Source organism: Streptomyces sp. NPDC043878 (assembly GCF_056435735.1).
The window spans coordinates 306,804-324,859 of the sequence record NZ_JBWKDW010000003.1 but is presented as its reverse complement, the minus strand read 5'-3'; the positions used below and the strand labels follow the sequence as shown (position 1 = coordinate 324,859).

General features: G+C 71.9%; 16 protein-coding genes. 6 read left to right on the top strand and 10 right to left on the bottom strand.

All coding sequences use genetic code 11. The annotated features are described in order from the left end of the window. Positions 1-21 precede the first annotated feature (21 nt). Positions 22-1,728: a glycerol-3-phosphate dehydrogenase/oxidase gene (locus tag AC07AZ_RS07295; protein ID WP_478844673.1), complete on the bottom strand. Its 1,707-nt coding sequence runs from the start codon at positions 1,726-1,728 to the stop codon at positions 22-24. Positions 1,729-1,998: 270 nt separating this feature from the next. Between AC07AZ_RS07295 and AC07AZ_RS07290 the strand changes: the two genes are divergently transcribed. Continuing rightward, complete coding sequence (locus AC07AZ_RS07290) at positions 1,999-3,207, top strand: nucleotide sugar dehydrogenase (RefSeq protein WP_478844671.1); 1,209 nt, start codon at positions 1,999-2,001, stop codon at positions 3,205-3,207. A 526-nt stretch (positions 3,208-3,733) separates the two neighbouring features. Next, positions 3,734-4,336, top strand: a complete 603-nt coding sequence (locus AC07AZ_RS07285; RefSeq protein WP_478844669.1) for a hypothetical protein — start codon at positions 3,734-3,736, stop codon at positions 4,334-4,336. Between the two features lie 78 nt (positions 4,337-4,414). Here the strand turns inward: AC07AZ_RS07285 and AC07AZ_RS07280 are convergent, their stop codons facing one another. The 4 genes from AC07AZ_RS07280 to AC07AZ_RS07265 form a co-directional block, all read right to left on the bottom strand. Next, positions 4,415-5,539, bottom strand: a complete 1,125-nt coding sequence (locus AC07AZ_RS07280; RefSeq protein WP_478844667.1) for a GuaB3 family IMP dehydrogenase-related protein — start codon at positions 5,537-5,539, stop codon at positions 4,415-4,417. A 114-nt stretch (positions 5,540-5,653) separates the two neighbouring features. Then, on the bottom strand, positions 5,654-7,159 hold the full coding sequence (gene guaB / locus AC07AZ_RS07275) for an IMP dehydrogenase (protein WP_478844665.1): 1,506 nt from the start codon (positions 7,157-7,159) through the stop codon (positions 5,654-5,656). Between the two features lie 299 nt (positions 7,160-7,458). Beyond that, the gene (locus AC07AZ_RS07270) at positions 7,459-8,049 is read right to left on the bottom strand and encodes a sigma-70 family RNA polymerase sigma factor (protein WP_478844663.1); all 591 of its coding nucleotides are present in this window, start codon (positions 8,047-8,049) and stop codon (positions 7,459-7,461) included. Between the two features lie 346 nt (positions 8,050-8,395). Then, positions 8,396-9,007: a response regulator transcription factor gene (locus AC07AZ_RS07265; protein ID WP_003948568.1), complete on the bottom strand. Its 612-nt coding sequence runs from the start codon at positions 9,005-9,007 to the stop codon at positions 8,396-8,398. Positions 9,008-9,387: 380 nt separating this feature from the next. Between AC07AZ_RS07265 and AC07AZ_RS07260 the strand changes: the two genes are divergently transcribed. After that, the gene (locus AC07AZ_RS07260) at positions 9,388-9,717 is read left to right on the top strand and encodes a WhiB family transcriptional regulator (protein WP_478844661.1); all 330 of its coding nucleotides are present in this window, start codon (positions 9,388-9,390) and stop codon (positions 9,715-9,717) included. Positions 9,718-9,756: 39 nt separating this feature from the next. Here AC07AZ_RS07260 and AC07AZ_RS07255 read toward each other — a convergent pair whose 3' ends face one another. Next, entirely contained in the window at positions 9,757-10,698 is a 942-nt protein-coding gene (locus tag AC07AZ_RS07255; RefSeq protein WP_478844659.1) for a LysR family transcriptional regulator, read from the bottom strand. A gap of 79 nt (positions 10,699-10,777) precedes the next feature. Between AC07AZ_RS07255 and AC07AZ_RS07250 the strand changes: the two genes are divergently transcribed. Then, positions 10,778-11,446, top strand: coding sequence for an MOSC domain-containing protein (locus tag AC07AZ_RS07250; RefSeq protein WP_478844657.1), 669 nt, complete (start codon positions 10,778-10,780; stop codon positions 11,444-11,446). A 96-nt stretch (positions 11,447-11,542) separates the two neighbouring features. After that, positions 11,543-12,316 (top strand): SDR family NAD(P)-dependent oxidoreductase, encoded by a 774-nt coding sequence (locus AC07AZ_RS07245; protein ID WP_478844655.1) that lies wholly within the window; start codon positions 11,543-11,545, stop codon positions 12,314-12,316. 258 nt (positions 12,317-12,574) lie between these two features. On the opposite strand, the gene groL is transcribed toward AC07AZ_RS07245, so the two are convergent. The 4 genes from groL to AC07AZ_RS07225 all read right to left on the bottom strand — a co-directional run bounded on the left by groL (position 12,575) and on the right by AC07AZ_RS07225 (position 16,728). Continuing rightward, on the bottom strand, positions 12,575-14,200 hold the full coding sequence (gene groL / locus AC07AZ_RS07240; RefSeq protein ID WP_478844653.1) for a chaperonin GroEL: 1,626 nt from the start codon (positions 14,198-14,200) through the stop codon (positions 12,575-12,577). A gap of 115 nt (positions 14,201-14,315) precedes the next feature. Continuing rightward, the gene (groES, locus tag AC07AZ_RS07235) at positions 14,316-14,624 is read right to left on the bottom strand and encodes a co-chaperone GroES (protein WP_003998759.1); all 309 of its coding nucleotides are present in this window, start codon (positions 14,622-14,624) and stop codon (positions 14,316-14,318) included. A gap of 344 nt (positions 14,625-14,968) precedes the next feature. Then, positions 14,969-15,802 carry a polysaccharide deacetylase family protein gene (locus tag AC07AZ_RS07230; protein WP_478844651.1) on the bottom strand — a complete coding sequence of 278 codons (834 nt, stop codon included), beginning with the start codon at positions 15,800-15,802 and terminating at the stop codon, positions 14,969-14,971. Continuing rightward, the gene (locus AC07AZ_RS07225) at positions 15,799-16,728 is read right to left on the bottom strand and encodes a polysaccharide deacetylase family protein (RefSeq protein WP_478844649.1); all 930 of its coding nucleotides are present in this window, start codon (positions 16,726-16,728) and stop codon (positions 15,799-15,801) included. Before AC07AZ_RS07225 ends, AC07AZ_RS07230 begins: the two co-directional genes overlap by 4 nt. A 102-nt stretch (positions 16,729-16,830) precedes the next feature. Between AC07AZ_RS07225 and AC07AZ_RS07220 the strand changes: the two genes are divergently transcribed. Beyond that, on the top strand, positions 16,831-18,056 hold a 1,226-nt coding region (locus AC07AZ_RS07220; protein ID WP_478844647.1), incomplete at its 3' end, for a THUMP-like domain-containing protein.

Below are 18,056 nucleotides of genomic sequence, written 5' to 3'. Positions count from 1 at the left end.
CGGGACCCCGCCGCCCGCCTCCTACAGCGGCGCGATGTCCGGTGCTCCGAGCCGCGCCGCGTCCGCCGTCAGGTCGTCGGGCTGGCGCTGCGATTCCCGTTCGGCCTCCACCCGCTTCTCGTAGTGCTCGACCTCGCGCTCGATCTGGTCCTTGTCCCAGCCGAGGACCGGCGCCATCAGTTCGGCTGCCTCCCGCGCGCTGCGCGTGCCCCGGTCGAAGGTCTCGATCGAGATGCGGGTGCGGCGGGTGAGCACGTCGTCGAGGTGCCGGGCGCCCTCGTGCGAGGCGGCGTACACGATCTCGGCGCGCAGGTAGTCGTCGGCCGCCTGGAGCGGCTCGCCCAGTGAGGTGTCCGCGGCGATGAGTTCGAAGATCTCCTCCGCCATCGCCCCGAAGCGGTTCAACAGGTGCTCCACGCGCACCACGTGCAGGCCGGTCCGCGCGGCGATGCGCGCTCGCGCGTTCCACAGGGCGCGGTATCCCTCGGCGCCGAGCAGCGGCACGTCCTCGGTGACGCAGTCCGCGACCCGCATGTCGAGGCCGTGCACGGCGGCGTCGACCGCGTCCTTGGCCATCACCCGGTACGTCGTGTACTTGCCGCCCGCGACGACGACGAGTCCCGGCACCGGGTGCGCCACGGTGTGCTCGCGCGACAGCTTGCTGGTGGCGTCGGACTCGCCGGCCAGCAGCGGACGCAGACCGGCGTACACGCCCTGGACGTCGTCCCTGGTCAGCGGCACGGCGAGGACCGAGTTGACGTGTTCGAGGACGTAGTCGATGTCGGCGCTGGACGCGGCGGGGTGTGCCTTGTCGAGGTCCCAGTCGGTGTCCGTGGTGCCGACGATCCAGTGCCGGCCCCAGGGGATGACGAACAGCACGGACTTCTCGGTGCGCAGGATCAGCCCGGTCGTCGAGTGGATGCGGTCCTTGGGGACGACGAGGTGGATGCCCTTGGACGCCCGGACGTGGAACTGGCCGCGCTCGCCGACCATCCCCTGGGTGTCGTCGGTCCACACACCCGTGGCGTTCACGACCTGCTTGGCCCGGATCTCGTACTCCCCGCCGCCCTCGACGTCCCGCACCCGGGCGCCGACGACCCGCTCGCCCTCGCGCAGGAACGCGGTCACCCGCGCGCGGTTGGCGACGTGGGCGCCGTACGAGTACGCGGTGCGCACGAGGTTCGCCACGAAGCGGGCGTCGTCCACCTGGGCGTCGTAGTACTGCAGCGCGCCGACCAGTGCCTCCTTCTTCAGGGCGGGGGCGACGCGCAGGGCGTGACGCCGGCTCAGGTGGCGGTGCAGGGGCAGGCCGCGCCCGTGGGCGCGAGCCATCGACATGGCGTCGTAGAGCGCGACGCCCGAGCCGGCGTACCAGCGCTCCCAGCCCTTGTGCTGCAAGGGGTACAGGAACGGCACCGGCTTCACCAGGTGCGGGGCGAGCCGCTCCAGCAGCAGGCCGCGTTCCTTCAGTGCCTCGCGGACGAGTGCGAAGTCGAGCATCTCCAGATAGCGCAGGCCACCGTGGATGAGCTTGCTGGACCTGCTGGACGTGCCCGACGCCCAGTCCCGCGCCTCGACCAGTGCCGTGGACAGGCCGCGGGTCACGGCGTCGAGCGCGGTGCCCGCACCGACCACGCCCGCTCCCACGACCAGCACGTCCAGTTCCCGCTCGGCCATCGCCGCGAGTGACTCGGCGCGCTGCGCCGGCCCGAGTGTCGCTGTCCTCACCGCTGCCTCCAGCTGTCGGTCGCGCCGGCCGCACCCGTGAGGTGAGGCCCGTGCCGTTTCCCCCTGCCCAAAGTCTGACCGGGTTGACCGACTTCAGCCACTACTCGCCCCCAGCCTGTGGACAACTGTCGCCGACCCGCGGGAAGACACAGCAGACCAATCCCGCATAACGGTCATATTTACTCCTAGTCTGACATTGCTCTCGCCCATCCTGTCCACCGGGCTTGCGCACCTGTCCCGCTTCGGTTACTGGGAAGGACGGCCCACGCCATGCCCGCAGATCTCGCCGTCATCGGACTCGGCCCGTACGGCCTGCCCCTGGCGCAGGCCGCCGTCACCGCCGGTCTCTCCACCCTCGGGTACAAGACGGGCCCCGAGGCAGGCGGCCTCAGCCCCGCCGAACTGCGCCGGATGCTCTCGGGGGGTTTCCGGCCGACGACCGACCCGGCCCAGCTCGGCCGGGTGCGCACGGCGGTCATCTGCGCCCCGACCTCCCGCGGCGCGGACGGCGGGCTCGACCTCGGGCAGGTCGAGACGGCCGCCCGCACCCTGGCCGCGCACCTGCGCCCGCACACCACCGTGATCCTCGAATCACCGGTGTACCCGGGGACCACGGAGGACTTCCTGCGGCCCCTCCTGGAGGAGGGCTCCGGCCTGCGGGCCGGCCGCGACTTCCACCTCGCCTGCTCGCCCAGCCGGGTCGACCCCGGCAACCGCGACTTCGGGCACACCAACACCCCGCAGGTCATCGGCGGTCTCACCCCCGCCTGCACGGAGTCGGCGGCCGCCTTCTACGGCCGGCTCACCGACAAGGTCGTCCGCGCGCGCGGACCCCGCGAGGCGGAGACCGTGCAGCTGCTGGAGACCAACTACCGGCATGTCAACATCGCCCTCGTCAACGAGATGGCCGTGCTCTGCCACGACCTCGGCGTCGACCTCTGGGACGTCATCCGCTGCGCGGAGACCAAGCCGTTCGGATTCCAGGCGTTCCGTCCGGGCCCCGGCGTCGGCGGCCACGCCGTCCCCCAGGACCTGACCGGCCGCGCCGGGCGCACCCTGCGCATGGTGGAACTCGCCCAGCAGGTCAACGACCAGATGCCCCGCTACGTCATCCAGCGCGCCGCGACCCTGCTGAACGAGCACGGCAAGTCCGCCCGCGGTGCCCGCGTGCTGCTGCTCGGCGTCACCTACAAGCCCGACCTCGCCGACCAGCAGGGCACCCCCGCGCGGGAGATCGCGACCCGGCTGATCGAGCTGGGCGCCTCGGTGAGCTACCACGACCCGCACGTCCCCGCGTGGAACGTCCTGGACCGCCCGGTGCCGCGCGTCGACTCCCTCTACGACGCCGCCGCCGACGCCGACCTGACGATCCTGCTCCAGCACCACCGCACGTACGACCTCCAGGGCCTGTCGGTGAAGGCCCAGCTCCTCCTGGACACGCGCGGAGCCACCCCGACGGGGGCAGCGCACCGGCTCTGACGGGCCCGACAGAGCCGGCCCGCCCGCGGCGCCCCCCAAAAAACCACTCCGGACGGTCCCCAACCACTCCGGACGGTCCCCAACCTCGTCGGACGGTTCCCCACCACTCCGGACGCCTTCCACGGGATACGGACGCCTACGACGCCTTACGACAGCTCCGGACGACCCACCGGGTCCGGACGGCACCCGGCGCCGCACGGCAGCTCCGGACGCGTCACCGAGCGCGAGGAGGAAATCCTCGAGCTCGTCGCTTCGCGAGAGCTCCGGACGCCTCACGACGCCCCCGGACGCCTCACGACGACCCCGGACGACCGCGACGCCCCCGCACGACCGCGACGGCTCCCGGGGCCTCCGCACCAGGCACTGCCCCCGCCCGGCCCCCGGGTCCCCCGAAATCCCCCCGATCCCCCGCGATAACGCCTGGTCAAGGGGCCCCCCTCGCCTGCTAGTCTTCGGCGTCCGCCGCACACCAGTGCGCACACACACCGCACCGCTCGTCACATCAGTCCCGTGGGGGGAACCTGTCATGACCCAGTCATCTCCGCCGCCGTCCGACGGCAACCCGTTCGCCCAGGAGCCCGCCCCCGGCGCGCCCGCCACCCCGCAGCCCGCCCCGGCCGCCGCCCCCGCCCCGCAGCCCGTCGACGGCAACCCCTACGCCCAGCAGCCGGGCGCCGCCCTGCCGCCCCCGGCGCCGTTCGCCCCGGCTCCCGCGCCCGCGCCGGCCCGCGGAAACGTCGCCCTCGGCATGGTCGTCGCCGTCGTCGTCGCGCTGGTCACCGCGGGTGTCTACGGCGGCATCGTCGGCGCCACCGAGTACGAGATCGGCTACGCGGCCGTCGGCGTCGGCTTCCTCATCGGGTTCGCCGCGGGCAAGGTCGGCGGCAGCAACCCGGCACTGCCCGTGGTGAGCGCGCTGCTGTCGCTGGGCGCCGTCTACCTCGGTCAGCTCATCGGCATCGCGATCATCGGCGCCGACGAGCTCGACGTGTCCGCGGCCTCGCTGTTCACCGAGCACTTCAACTGGCTGACGGACGGCTGGAGCGAGACGGCCGACGCGATGACGTTCCTGTTCCTCGCCATCGGCGCGTTCGCCGCGTTCTCCGGCGCGAAGAAGGCCGCCCTGTAGCACCCCACCGGGCGCCACCACGCGCGCACGAAGGGGCCCGTCCACCACGCGGTGGACGGGCCCCTCACGTCGTACGGCCTACCGCTTGTGCTGCGCGTCCGCGACCGTCACCTCGACACGCTGGAACTCCTTGAGCTCGCTGTAGCCGGTGGTGGCCATGGCGCGGCGCAGGGCACCGAAGAAGTTCATGGAACCGTCCGGGATGTGGGACGGGCCGGTGAGGACCTCCTCGATGGTGCCGACCGTGCCCAGGTCGACCTTCTTGCCGCGCGGCAGCTCCTCGTTGACCGCCTCCATGCCCCAGTGGTGGCCCCGGCCGGGCGCGTCGGTGGCGCGGGCGAGCGGGGAGCCCATCATCACCGAGTCGGCGCCGCAGGCGATCGCCTTGGGCAGGTCGCCGGACCAGCCGACACCGCCGTCCGCGATGACGTGCACGTAGCGGCCGCCGGACTCGTCCATGTAGTCGCGGCGGGCCGCGGCGACGTCGGCCACCGCGGTGGCCATCGGGACCTGGATGCCCAGCACGTTGCGCGTGGTGTGCGCGGCGCCGCCGCCGAAGCCGACGAGGACACCCGCCGCGCCCGTGCGCATCAGGTGCAGGGCCGCGGTGTACGTGGCGCAGCCACCGACGATCACCGGGACGTCGAGCTCGTAGATGAACTGCTTGAGGTTCAGCGGTTCGTGCGAACCGGAGACGTGCTCCGCCGACACGGTCGTGCCGCGGATGACGAAGATGTCCACGCCCGCGTCCACCACGGCCTTGGAGAACTGGGCGGTGCGCTGCGGGGAGAGCGCGGCCGCGGTGACCACGCCCGAGTCGCGCACCTCCTTGATGCGCTGCCCGATCAGCTCCTCCTTGATGGGAGCGGCGTAGATCTCCTGGAGGCGGCGGGTGGCGTTGTCCACGTCGAGCCCGGCGATCTCGTCGAGCAGCGGCTGCGGGTCCTCGTACCGCGTCCACAGCCCTTCGAGGTTCAGCACGCCGAGGCCGCCGAGCTCACCGATGCGGATCGCGGTGGCGGGCGAGACGACCGAGTCCATGGGGGCGGCCAGGAAGGGCAGCTCGAAGCGGTAGGCGTCGATCTGCCAGGCGATCGAGACCTCCTTCGGGTCCCGCGTACGGCGGCTGGGGACGACGGCGATGTCGTCGAAGGCGTACGCCCGCCGGCCGCGCTTGCCGCGCCCGATCTCGATCTCAGTCACGTCTGTGGCCTTTCCCTCTGCGTTTCAGCGTCTCCCAGTATCGCCGACGGGTACGACAAGGGCGGCCCCGGTGGCCCGGAACCGCCCTCGGCACGCGTCACGCGCGCGCGGGAGTCACTTGTTGCGGCTGTAGTTCGGCGCCTCGACCGTCATCTGGATGTCGTGCGGGTGGCTCTCCTTGAGGCCCGCGGAGGTGATCCGCACGAAGCGGCCCTTGGTCTCCATCTCCTCGATGGAGGCGGCACCCACATAGCCCATGGTCTGGCGCAGACCGCCGACGAGCTGGTGCAGCACGTTGGCCAGCGGGCCGCGGTAGGGCACCTGACCCTCGATGCCCTCGGGCACGAGCTTGTCGTCGGAGGCGACCTCGCCCTGGAAGTAGCGGTCCTTCGAGTACGACCTCGCCTGGCCGCGCGACTGCATGGCGCCGAGCGAGCCCATCCCGCGGTACGACTTGAACTGCTTGCCGTTGATGAACTGCAGCTCGCCCGGAGACTCCTCGCAGCCCGCGAGGAGGCTGCCCAGCATCACCGTGTCGGCGCCGGCGGCGAGCGCCTTGCCGATGTCGCCGGAGTACTGGAGACCGCCGTCGCCGATCAGCGGGACCCCGGCGGCGCGGGCGGCGAGGGACGCCTCGTAGATGGCGGTGACCTGCGGGACGCCGATGCCGGCCACGACGCGGGTGGTGCAGATCGAACCGGGGCCGACGCCGACCTTGATGCCGTCGACACCGGCGTCGATCAGGGCCTGGGCGCCGTCACGGGTGGCGACGTTGCCGCCGATCACGTCGACGTGGACACTCGACTTGATCTTCGCCATCCAGTTGAGGGCGTTGCTGTTGTGGCCGTGCGAGGTGTCGACGACCAGGAAGTCCACGCCCGCCTCGGCGAGGGCCTGGGCGCGCTCCAGCGCCTCGGGGCTGGCGCCCACGGCGGCACCGACGAGCAGCCGGCCCTCGGCGTCCTTCGCGGCGTGCGGGTACTGCTCGGCCTTGACGAAGTCCTTGACCGTGATGAGGCCCTTGAGGACACCCGCCTCGTCGACCAGGGGAAGCTTCTCGATCTTGTGGCGGCGCAGCAGCTCCATGGCGTCGGCGCCGGAGATGCCGACCTGGCCGGTGACCAGCGGCATCGGCGTCATGACCTCGCGCACCTGGCGGGAGCGGTCGTTCTCGAAGGCCATGTCACGGTTGGTGACGATACCGAGCAGCTTCTTGCCGCCGTCGGTGACCGGGACACCGCTGATGCGGAACTTGGCGCACAGGGCGTCGGCCTCGGCGAGCGTGGCGTCGGGGTGCACGGTGATGGGGTCGGTGACCATGCCGGACTCGGAGCGCTTCACGAGGTCGACCTGGTTGACCTGGTCCTCGACGGACAGGTTGCGGTGCAGCACGCCGACGCCGCCCTGCCGGGCCATCGCGATCGCCATGCGGGACTCGGTGACCTTGTCCATCGCCGCGGACAGCAGCGGGATGTTCACCCGGACGTTGCGCGAGATGCGGGACGAGGTGTCGACCGCGTTGGGGAGCACCTCGGATGCGCCCGGCAGCAGCAGCACGTCGTCGTAGGTCAGCCCGAGTGTCGCGAATTTTCCGGGCACTCCGTCGACGTTCGCAGTCATGACACCTTCCCCAAATGGCCTTGATCGGTGCGGATGTCCATGCTAACGGGAAGCGCGGCTCCCGAATTCCACGGTTCCGGCCGCCGGTGCGTCTCGTGTGTTCCTACGGCGGTGACGGCGGAGGCGTTCACCCGGGACCGGTGTGCCGACCCCGGCGGACCGGTGTGCCGCCCGCGGCCAGGGGTGCCGGAGCCACCCCGCACCGCCGGAAGGCTCCGCGGCTCCGGCCGTTCACCGCGTGGCCGGAGGTGTCCGCCGGGGCTGTCGCCGGCGCGGGGATCCCGTCCGGACGACTCCGTCTACTGCTCGGCCAGGGCCCGCAGCCGGCTCAGGGCCCGGTGCTGAGCCACCCGGACCGCGCCCGGTGACATTCCCAACATCTGGCCGGTCTCCTCGGCCGTGAGGCCCACCGCGATGCGCAGCAGGAGCAGCTCGCGCTGGTTCTCGGGCAGGTTGGCCAGCAGTTTCTTGGCCCATTCGGCGTCGCTGCTCAGCAGGGCCCGCTCCTCGGGGCCCAGCGAGTCGTCGGGGCGCTCGGGCATCTCGTCCGAGGGGACCGCCGTCGAGCCCGGGTGACGCATCGCCGCCCGCTGGAGGTCGGCGACCTTGTGTGCGGCGATGGCGAAGACGAACGCCTCGAAGGGGCGCCCGGTGTCCTTGTAGCGGGGCAGGGCGAGGAGGACCGCGACGCAGACCTCCTGGGCCAGGTCCTCCACGAAGTGCCGCGCGTCGCCCGGCAGCCGGGACAGCCGGGTGCGGCAGTAACGCAGTGCGAGGGGGTGCACATGGGCGAGCAGGTCGTGCGTGGCCTGCTCGTCGCCGTCGACGGCTCGGTGGACGAGCGCACCGATCGCCCCCTGGGCAGGGGTCACCGCCTCGTCGTCGCGCATCGGTCCATGGTGCCCTGGCCGCGCGTGCTCCGCGGCACCGCGCCCGTCGTTGTGCACTGAAGCGTTATGAGCAGGTGCGCCGGCACTCATTCCCTGCGCCCTCCCCTTCCGCTCGACCGACTCGTCCCCGAGGAACTCCACACCTCAAGGATGCGGCATCCGCGGCGAAACGAGGATGGGGCACCCGGGAGATCCGTTTGCCACCCCCGCCCACCGTGCGGTAGGCGGGGATTTTCCGGAGGTTCCGAGCCCCTCGCCGCGACACATCCGGGGCCCGGGGCCCCGCCCGGCGAGGTCCGCCGGGCGCGTGCCGCCCGCTGGTCCGACGCGGACGGCCGGACGGCTGCTAACGGACCAGGCCCCAGCGGAATCCGAGCGCCACGGCGTGCGCCCGGTCGGAGGCGCCGAGCTTCTTGAACAGCCGCCGGGCGTGTGTCTTGACGGTGTCCTCGGACAGGAAGAGCTCACGGCCGATCTCCGCGTTGGAGCGGCCATGGCTCATGCCTTCGAGGACCTGGATCTCACGCGCGGTGAGCGTGGGCGCGGCGCCCATCTCGGCCGAGCGCAGCCGGCGCGGGGCGAGCCGCCAGGTCGGGTCGGCCAGGGCCTGGGTGACGGTCGCCCGCAGCTCCGCGCGGGAGGCGTCCTTGTGCAGGTACCCGCGGGCACCGGCTGCGACGGCGAGCGCCACTCCGTCGAGGTCCTCGGCGACGGTCAGCATGATGATGCGGGCACCGGGGTCGGCGGACAGCAGCCGTCGGACGGTCTCGACGCCGCCCAGCCCGGGCATGCGTACGTCCATCAGAATGAGGTCCGAGCGGTCGGCGCCCCAACGGCGGAGGACCTCCTCGCCGTTGGCCGCCGTCGTCACACGCTCGACGCCGGGCACGGTCGCGACCGCGCGGCGGAGCGCCTCTCGGGCAAGCGGGGAGTCGTCGCAGACGAGGACGGATGTCATGGCCGCCCTCCGCAGCTGATGCACGTCACCTTGAGCCTCCAGGCTGGTACGAAATCTTCACCTGTGCGGTCGACCGACCCGGACGCCTGCCCGAGCACTCCTGCTTCAACCGCCTCCGCACTACCAACGATGGTCACTCGAAAGAGTTACGGGGCTGCGCGCCATCTTCGGCACTCTACGTGAGGGCGCGGACACGGTGCAGACATGCGCGACGAGACTCCCATCTTTCATCACAAACCGTGCCCCATTTAGCCGTTTTTCTTCCCATTTTTTGGTGTCAAAGGCTAGATTCGCAATGAGTCATATTTTCATCTCCTTAGATCGTAGATGTACGGTCGTGGACACCGTATCCGCCCAGAACGGCTACAAGGGGTCACGCAATGGCAGATTTCTCCCGCCTTCCAGGACCGAACGCGGACCTGTGGGACTGGCAGCTCCTGGCTGCCTGCCGCGGGGTGGACAGCTCGCTCTTCTTCCATCCGGAGGGCGAGCGCGGTGCGGCTCGAAGCGCTCGTGAGAACTCGGCCAAGGAGGTCTGCATGAGATGCCCGGTTCGCGCGCAGTGCGCGGCGCACGCTCTGGCGGTGCGCGAGCCTTACGGGGTCTGGGGCGGCCTGACCGAGGACGAGCGCGAGGAACTCATGGGGAGGGCACGCAACCGGCTGGTCTCGGCGTCGGCCGGGGGCGGCGACACCGCCTCGAACAATTGAAGGAACGTTTCTTCTGGCTGGGCACGCGCACGCGGGCCCTTATTTTTTCCAGCCCGGTTCCGGTCGCCGCACACGGCCCGGTTCCTGTCGCGCCGACGCGTGGGCCAGCTGCTCCAGGGTCGCCGCCACCGCCGGCACCTGCGCCAGGTCGGGCAGCGTGAGCGCGACGATCTCACGTCGCACCGCCGGCTCCAGGGTCACCGTGCGCGCGCCGCGCGGCCGCACGGACTCGACGGCGAGCTGCGGCAGGACCGCGACGCCCAGACCGGCGGCCACCAGGCCGACGACCGCCGGGTAGTCGTCGGTCGCGAAGTCGATGCGGGGCGTGAAGCCGGCCCTCTCGCACACCTCGACCAACTGACCGCGACAGCGCGGGCAGCCGGCGATCCACGGCTCCCCGGCGAGGTCGCCGATGGCGACGGACGGCGCGCTCGCCAGCCGGTGCCGCTCGGGCACCAGGGCGACGAGCCGGTCGGTCAGCAGCGGCCGTACGACGAGGTCGTCCCACTCCTCCACGGCCGCCGCCCGCTCGTAGCGGAAGGCGAGCGCCAGGTCGCAGTCGCCCGCGCGCAGCAGCTCGACGGAGGCGGGCGGCTCGGCCTCCTCCAGCGAGACGCGGGTGCCGGGGTGCGCGGCGCGCAGGGCGGCGAGGGCGGTCGGGACGAGGGTGGAGCTGCCGCTGGGGAAGGACACGAGCCGCACCCGCCCGGCGCGCAGGCCCGCGATGGCGGCGACCTCCTCCTCGGCGGCGGTCAGTCCGGAGAGGATCCCGGCGGCGTGCCGGACCAGCGCCTCGCCGGCCTGGGTGAGCCGCATCTCGCGCCCGCTGCGGATCAGCAGGGGCGTGCCCACGGAGGCTTCGAGCGCCTTCATCTGCTGGCTGACGGCGGGCTGCGTGCAGCCCAGTTCGCGCCCCGCCGCCGAGAAGGATCCGGTGGTGGCGACGGCGCGCAGCACGCGGAGATGCCGGGCTTCGATCACTCCTGAAGGATAAGCGGTCCTTTGGTACGGCGGCGAATAATCCGTCGACACTTTGACTCGCGGTCGCTAGCGTGCGGCCATGAAGCTTCTGTCGGTGAACCTCGGCCAGGCGCGGGCCGTGCCCTACACGGACCAGCCGGAGGGGCTGACCGCGATCGACAAGCGGCCGGCCGGCGGACCCGTGCGGGTGGCCGCCCCGGGGCCCAAGGGCGTCGGGCGGAGCGGTCTGGCCGGCGACACGGTGTGCGACACCCGCCACCACGGCGGTGACGACCAGGCGGTGTACGCGGTGGCACGCGAGGATCTGGACGACTGGGAGCGGGAGTTGGGGCGGCCGCTGGCGAGCGGCGCGTTCGGGGAGAACCTGACGACCACGGGCCTCGACGTGTCCGGCGCGCGGATCGGCGAGCGCTGGCGGATCGGTGCCGGGGTGGTGCTGGAGGTGACCTGCGGGCGGATCCCCTGCCGTACCTTCCAGGGCCACCTGGGTGAGCGCGGCTGGGTGAAGCGGTTCACGCGCAAGGGCGCGCCGGGCGCCTACCTGCGGGTGGTGCAGCCCGGCGAGATACGGGCCGGGGACCCGGTGGAGATCGTGCACCTCCCGGACCACGACGTGACCGTGGCGATGGAGTTCCGGGCGACCACCACCGAGCGTGACCTGCTGCCCCGGCTGCTCGCGGCGGGCGCCGCGCTGCATCCCGAGTCGCTGCGGGCGGCGCGGACGTATGTGGAGAAGTACGGGTCCTGACCGGGTTCGGCGGGACGCCTTGCGGCCGGGACCCGTTGTCGGGGAGGCCCTGTGCGGTGATCGGACGTGATCGGTCCGGGTCACTAACCTTGCGCCATGACAACGGCATTGATTACGGGATCGACCGCGGGCATCGGTGCCGCGTTCGCGCGGCGGCTCGCGGCTGACGGCCACGACCTCGTCCTGGTGGCACGGGACACCAAGCGGCTGGGCGAGCAGGCGACCGAGCTGCACGACCTGCACGGCATCGAGGCGCAGGTGCTGACGGCCGACCTGGCGACGGACGACGGCATCGAGACGGTGGCCGCCCGGCTCGCCGACCGCAGGAACCCGGTCGACCTGCTGGTCAACAACGCCGGCTTCGGCAACAAGGGCGGCTACCTCGACGTGGCGATGGCCGACGAGCTCACCATGCTGAAGGTGCACTGCGAGGCGGTGCTGCGGCTGACGTCGGCGGCGGCCGAGGCGATGCGCGAGCGCGGCCGGGGCGGCGTCGTCAACGTGGCCTCCGTCGCCGCGTTCGTGCCGCGGGGGACCTACGGCGCGTCCAAGGCGTGGGTCGTGCAGTTCACCCAGGGCGCGGCGCGCGACCTGGCCGGCAGCGGGGTGCGGCTGATGGCGCTGTGCCCCGGATTCGTGCGCACGGAGTTCCACGAGCGGGCCGGGATGGGCACGGACAACATCCCCGGCTGGATGTGGCTCGACGCCGACAAACTGGTCGCGGCGGCGCTCGCGGACCTGGCCCGGGGAAAGTCGTTGTCGATCCCGGACCCGCGGTACAAGGCGCTGATGGGCCTGGTGAAGGTGACGCCGAGAGCACTGCTCGGGGGCATCAGCTCACGCACCGGGCGCAAGTACGGGCCGCGATAGGGGGCTGTGGGGCCGCGGTGGGGCCGGGAGGACGGGCCGAAGACCGGCACAGTCCGCCGGAGTCCGGTGGACTCCGGCGCCGCGCGCCTTCGAGCCGCGGTTCGCCGTTCGTCGTAAGCCGTGCGCCGTAAGCCGTGCGCCGTACGTGCGGGCCTCGCGTCGTCGACGGCACGGGAGTCGACCGCTACGGCAAGGAGTCGACGGCACGGGAGAAGCCCCCGTTCCGCGGGTGCGGGGCGGGGGCTTCTCTCGGGTGTGTCAGTGGGAGTGGCCGTGGCTGTGGCCACCGCCGGCCGACTCCTCTTCTTCCTTCTTCTCGACGACCAGGGTCTCGGTCGTGAGCAGGAGGGAGGCGATGGAGGCGGCGTTCTCCAGGGCGGAGCGGGTGACCTTGACCGGGTCGATGACGCCGGCCTTGACCAGGTCGCCGTACTCGCCGGTGGCGGCGTTGAAGCCCTGGCCCTTGTCGAGCTCGGCGACCTTGGAGGTGATGACGTAACCCTCCAGGCCGGCGTTCTCGGCGATCCAGCGCAGCGGCTCGACGGCGGCGCGGCGGACGACCGCGACACCCGTGGCCTCGTCGCCGGTCTTGCCGAGGTTGCCCTCGAGGATCTTCACGGCGTGGACGAGCGCGGAGCCACCGCCGGAGACGATGCCCTCCTCGACCGCGGCGCGGGTCGCCGAGATGGCGTCCTCGAGACGGTGCTTCTTCTCCTTCAGCTCCACCTCGGTGGCGGCGCCGACCTTGATCACGCACACGCCGCCGGCCAGCTTCGCGAGGCGCTCCTGGAGCTTCTCGCGGTCCCAGTCGGAGTCCGTGCTCTCGATCTCGGCCTTGATCTGGTTGACCCGGCCGTGGACTTCCTCGGTCTTGCCGGCACCGTCGACGATCGTGGTGTCGTCCTTGGTGATCGTGACGCGGCGGGCGGAGCCCAGCACGTCCAGGCCGACCTGGTCGAGCTTGAGGCCGACCTCCTCGGCCACGACCGTGGCGCCGGTGAGGATCGAGATGTCCTGCAGCATGGCCTTGCGGCGGTCACCGAAGCCGGGGGCCTTGACGGCGACCGCGTTGAAGGTGCCGCGGATCTTGTTGACGACGAGGGTGGAGAGGGCCTCGCCCTCGACGTCCTCGGCGATGATCAGCAGCGGCTTGGAGGCGTTGGTCTGGATGACCTTCTCCAGCAGCGGCAGCAGGTCCTGGATCGAGGAGATCTTGCCCTGCGTGATCAGGATGTACGGGTCGTCGAGGACGGCCTCCATACGCTCCTGGTCCGTCACGAAGTACGGGGACAGGTAGCCCTTGTCGAAGGCCATGCCCTCGGTGAAGTCCAGCTCCAGACCGAAGGTGTTGGACTCCTCGACGGTGATGACACCGTCCTTGCCGACCTTGTCCATCGCCTCGGCGATGAGCTCGCCGACCTGCGAGTCCTGGGCGGACAGCCCGGCCACGGCGGCGATGTCGGACTTCTCGTCGATGGGGCGCGCCGTGGCGAGAAGCTCGTCGGAGACGGCCTTGACCGCCGCGTCGATGCCCTTCTTCAGCAGCGCCGGGGAGGCACCCGCGGCAACGTTCTTCAGGCCCTCGCGCACGAGCGCCTGGGCCAGCACGGTGGCGGTGGTGGTGCCGTCACCCGCGATGTCGTTGGTCTTGGTCGCCACCTCCTTCACCAGCTGGGCGCCGAGGTTCTCGTACGGGTCCTCGAGCTCGACCTCGCGGGCGATGGTGACGCCGTCGTTGGTGATGGTGGGGGCGCCGAACTTCTTGTCGATGACGACGTTGCGGCCCTTGGGGCCGATCGTCACCTTGACCGTGTCGGCAAGCTTGTTGACGCCGCGCTCGAGGGCGCGACGGGCGTCCTCGTCGAACTTCAGGATCTTCGCCATGGGAGCGTGAGCCCTCTCGGAAATCTAGGTGAAATGAACAGCGCCCCCGACGCCCGGCTCATGAGTGATCGCGGGGGCCAGGGGCGCAGTTCAATGCAGTGTGCTTCGAAGCGAACTACTTCTCGATGATCGCGAGGACGTCGCGAGCGGAGAGGACGAGGTACTCCTCGCCGTTGTACTTCACTTCGGTGCCGCCGTACTTGCTGTACAGCACGATGTCGCCGGTCTTCACGTCGAGCGGCAGGCGCTCGCCGTTCTCGAAGCGGCCCGGGCCCACGGCCAGGACGACGCCCTCCTGGGGCTTCTCCTTGGCTGTGTCCGGGATGACCAGGCCAGAGGCGGTGGTCTGCTCGGCGTCGAGCGGCTGGACCACAATGCGGTCCTCGAGCGGCTTGATGGCAACCTTGGAGCTGGTGGTCGTCACGGTCCGACCTCCCCCTTCGGAGATCACGGGGCTAACTGTCTGGGGTGGCGACCAGGTCGATCCGTCGTCGCGGGTGCCGGACCTGCCTGTCGCTGGTTGGCACTCTCCCGGGGGGAGTGCCAGGTCCGAGACTATGACCGCGATTAGCACTCGGTCAAGCGGAGTGCCAATTGCCGACGGCGCGTGGCGTCGTTTTCTCGTGGGCGTGCGCCCCCCTGTGCCCCCCGGTCGGAGTGGGCGCCGGTCTGGGGGCTGCCGCCCCCGGGCCCCCGCTTCGGCCCTTCGGGCCCCGTCCTCGAAGTCCTCGAACGCAGGACGGGCTGGATCGCCCGGACCCGGGTCGGTCAGAGGTAGTCCTCCAGTCGGCCCACGGTCAGGCCCCGCTCCTGTGTCTCCCGGAGCAGTCTGACGGTGCGCGCTCTGAGAGTGAGGCCGGTCGACTCGCCGGAGAAGACCGAGATGATGTCGCCGGGCTGGAGGCGGGGCTCACCGCGGGTGTACGCCAGGTCACCACCGCCCTCCACCGAGGCGCGCCAGCGGACGACCGCCGAGAGGCCGCAGTCGGCGGCTGCGCGCAGGGTGGTCGTGTCGTACGTGCCGTAGGGCGGCCGGAAGAAGCGGGGGCGGACGCCGAAGCGGGACCTCAGTTTGTCCTGCTGGCCGCAGATCTCGGCGCGCTGACCGGCGTACGGCAGGCCGCGCAGGGCGGGGTGGTCGAGGGTGTGGTTCTGGACGGTCGCGCCGACCGCCTGGAGCCGCGCGAAGTGGCCGTAGCCCGGGCCGACGACGCTGTCGGTGAGGAACAGGCTGACGGGAAGCCGCAGTTCACGCACCATGTCGACGAACCGTGGGTCCTGCTCGGCGCCGTCGTCGTAGGTGAGGAAGACGACCCGGTCGCGGGTGCGCACCCGGTCCACCACGGGCGGCAGGCCGGGGCCCGCCGTGCGGGCGGCGGGCAGCCGGGCGGGTACCCGGGGTGCGGGCGGCAACGGGGCCGCGAGGCCCCAGCGGCGGTAGGCGGGCTCCCCCGCCGAGGCCGGTTCGTGCCGCCGCACCCGCTGAGCGGCCTTCTTGCCGAGCCGCTCGATGGGATCGACGGACTGGGCACAGCCGGCGAGCACCGCCACCGACAGCAGCCCGGCGGTCAGGGCGCGCCACGCCTCCCTCCGCCGGCTCACAGGTAGTCCTCCAGGCGGGCCACCGCGTAGCCCTTGGCGGTGACCTCGTCGAGGAAGCGGCGGATCATGTCGGGCATCGTGCCCTTCCAGTCCCGCCGGCCGCGGAAGTGACTGAGGACGATGTCGCCGGGGTGGAGGGCCTGGTCCCACTCGCGGTACTCCCAGTGGTCGACGAAGACCTCCTCGTCCCAGAGGGGGACGTACCGGATGCCGCAGGATCGGGCGGCGCGCAGGGTGTCGGCGTCGTAGTTGCCGAAGGGCGGGCGGAAGAGGACCGGGCGCTTGCCGTACCGCTGCTCGATCACGTCCTGCATGCCGCAGATCTCGCGCTTCTGGCGGGCGTAGGACAGGGCCGGCAGGTAGGGGTGGTGCAGGGTGTGGTTGTTCAGGGTCACCCCCGCCCTCTGCATCCGGCCGAAGTAGCCGTAGTCCTTCCTGATCAGGAAGTCGCTGAGGAAGGCGGTGTACGGGATCTTCAGCTCGCTCGCCATGCGCAGGAAGGCCGGGTCCTTCTCGGCGCCGTCGTCGAGGGTGAGGAAGACGACCTTCTGCCGGGTGGGGACGGTGGTGAAGACGGGAGGAAGGCCCGGTTCCCCGTGGTCGCGCACCTCGAAGCCCTCGCGGGTTCTGATCACCGGCTTCCCGGCGGGCGGCGGGGGTGCCGTGAGCGGGACCCGGGCCAGGCCCCAGCGTCTCGCGGCGGCGACCCGGGCGGCGTGCGCGGCGCTCAGCCTCTCGGCGTAGCCCTGGAGGGCGCGGGCCTGGGGCGCGTGCAGGGGTGGCTGTCCGTGCGCGGGCCGCACCCGCGGGGGGCCGCCCTGTGCGCAGCCCGCGGCGAGGGCGGTGACGGCGAGCACGGCGACCGTGCCGCGCACCCGGAACCGCAGAGCGGGCCGATTTTTGTAGTTTTGTCCTACTACTCGCATGGGACCGGATCTTCGCAGGTCAACACCCCCGCACGCGACCGACACCCCGGCCCGGACGAGGGCCGGAGGCGGACCGTCCACCGACTGGCCCACAATGACCCGGTGAACGACCTCGACGCCCTCCGCACCCCCGAAGGCCGCGCCCTCCTCGACGAGGTACGCGGCACCGATCCGGCGCGCGAACTCGCCGTCGCCACCCGGCTGCGCCGCGACCACCCCGCCGAACTGGTGTCGGCGGCGCTCGGACAGGCGCGGCTGCGGCAGCGGGCGGCGGTGAAGTTCGGCGCCGAGGACGCGGGGCGGATGTTCTTCACGCCGAACGGGGTCGAACAGTCCACCCGGACGACCGTCGCCACCTACCGCGCCGACCGTCTCAAGGCTCTCGGCGTCACCTCCGTCGCCGACCTGTGCTGCGGCATCGGCGGGGACGCGATCGCGCTGGCCCGCGCCGGCATCCGGGTCCTCGCCGTGGACCGGGACCCGCTGACGGCGGCGACGGCCCGCGCGAACACGGAGGCGCTCGGGCTCACCGACCTGATCGAGGTGGTGGAGGCGGACGTCACGGAGGTGGACACGGCCGGCTGGGACGCCGTGTTCGTGGACCCGGGCCGGCGCGGCGGCCGGGGCCGGATCTTCGACCCTGAGGGGTACTCGCCCCCGCTGTCCTGGGCGGTGGAAGCGGCCCGCAGGGCGCCGCACGCCGCGCTGAAGATCGCTCCCGGCATCCCGCACGAGGCGGTGCCGGCCGAGGCCGAGGCCGAGTGGATCTCCGACGGCGGGGACGTGAAGGAGGCGGTGCTGTGGTTCGGCACCGAGCCCGGCGCGGTGCGCGCGACGCTGCTGCCGGGACCGCGCACCCTGCTCTCCGCGGGACTGCCCGATCCCGCCGTACGACCGGTGGGGCGTTACCTCTACGAGCCGGACGGCGCCGTCATCCGGTCCCATCTGGTGGCCGAGGTGGCGCGGCAGCTCGACGGGGGCCTGGTCGACGAGACCATCGCGTACGTCACCGCCGACGAACTGCGGCCGACGCCGTACGCCACCCCGTACGAGATCACCGACCAACTCCCTTTCAGCGTAAAGAAGTTGAGGGCACTGCTGCGGGAGCGGGAGGTCGGGGTGCTGACCGTGAAGAAGCGGGGGTCGGCGGTCGAGCCGGAGGAACTGCGCAGGAAGGTCAAGCCGCAGGGGCGCAACGCGGCGACCGTCTTCCTGACCCGTGTCGGGGGGGGGGGGGGGGGGGGGGGGGGGGGGGGGGGGGGGGGGGGGGGGGGGGGGTGGTGGGGGGGGGGGGGGGGGGGTGGGAGGAGGAGGGGGGGGGGGGAAGG

Bases quoted from the DNA above. Each gene is read 5' to 3' on its own strand.
- AC07AZ_RS07290 (WP_478844671.1), top strand. From the start codon at position 1,999: ATGCCCGCAGATCTCGCCGTCATCGGACTCGGCCCGTACGGCCTGCCC.
- AC07AZ_RS07285 (WP_478844669.1), top strand. From the start codon at position 3,734: ATGACCCAGTCATCTCCGCCGCCGTCCGACGGCAACCCGTTCGCCCAG.
- guaB (WP_478844665.1), bottom strand. From the start codon at position 7,159: ATGACTGCGAACGTCGACGGAGTGCCCGGAAAATTCGCGACACTCGGG.
- AC07AZ_RS07270 (WP_478844663.1), bottom strand. From the start codon at position 8,049: ATGCGCGACGACGAGGCGGTGACCCCTGCCCAGGGGGCGATCGGTGCG.
- AC07AZ_RS07265 (WP_003948568.1), bottom strand. From the start codon at position 9,007: ATGACATCCGTCCTCGTCTGCGACGACTCCCCGCTTGCCCGAGAGGCG.
- AC07AZ_RS07260 (WP_478844661.1), top strand. From the start codon at position 9,388: ATGGCAGATTTCTCCCGCCTTCCAGGACCGAACGCGGACCTGTGGGAC.
- AC07AZ_RS07250 (WP_478844657.1), top strand. From the start codon at position 10,778: ATGAAGCTTCTGTCGGTGAACCTCGGCCAGGCGCGGGCCGTGCCCTAC.
- AC07AZ_RS07245 (WP_478844655.1), top strand. From the start codon at position 11,543: ATGACAACGGCATTGATTACGGGATCGACCGCGGGCATCGGTGCCGCG.
- groL (WP_478844653.1), bottom strand. From the start codon at position 14,200: ATGGCGAAGATCCTGAAGTTCGACGAGGACGCCCGTCGCGCCCTCGAG.
- AC07AZ_RS07225 (WP_478844649.1), bottom strand. From the start codon at position 16,728: ATGCGAGTAGTAGGACAAAACTACAAAAATCGGCCCGCTCTGCGGTTC.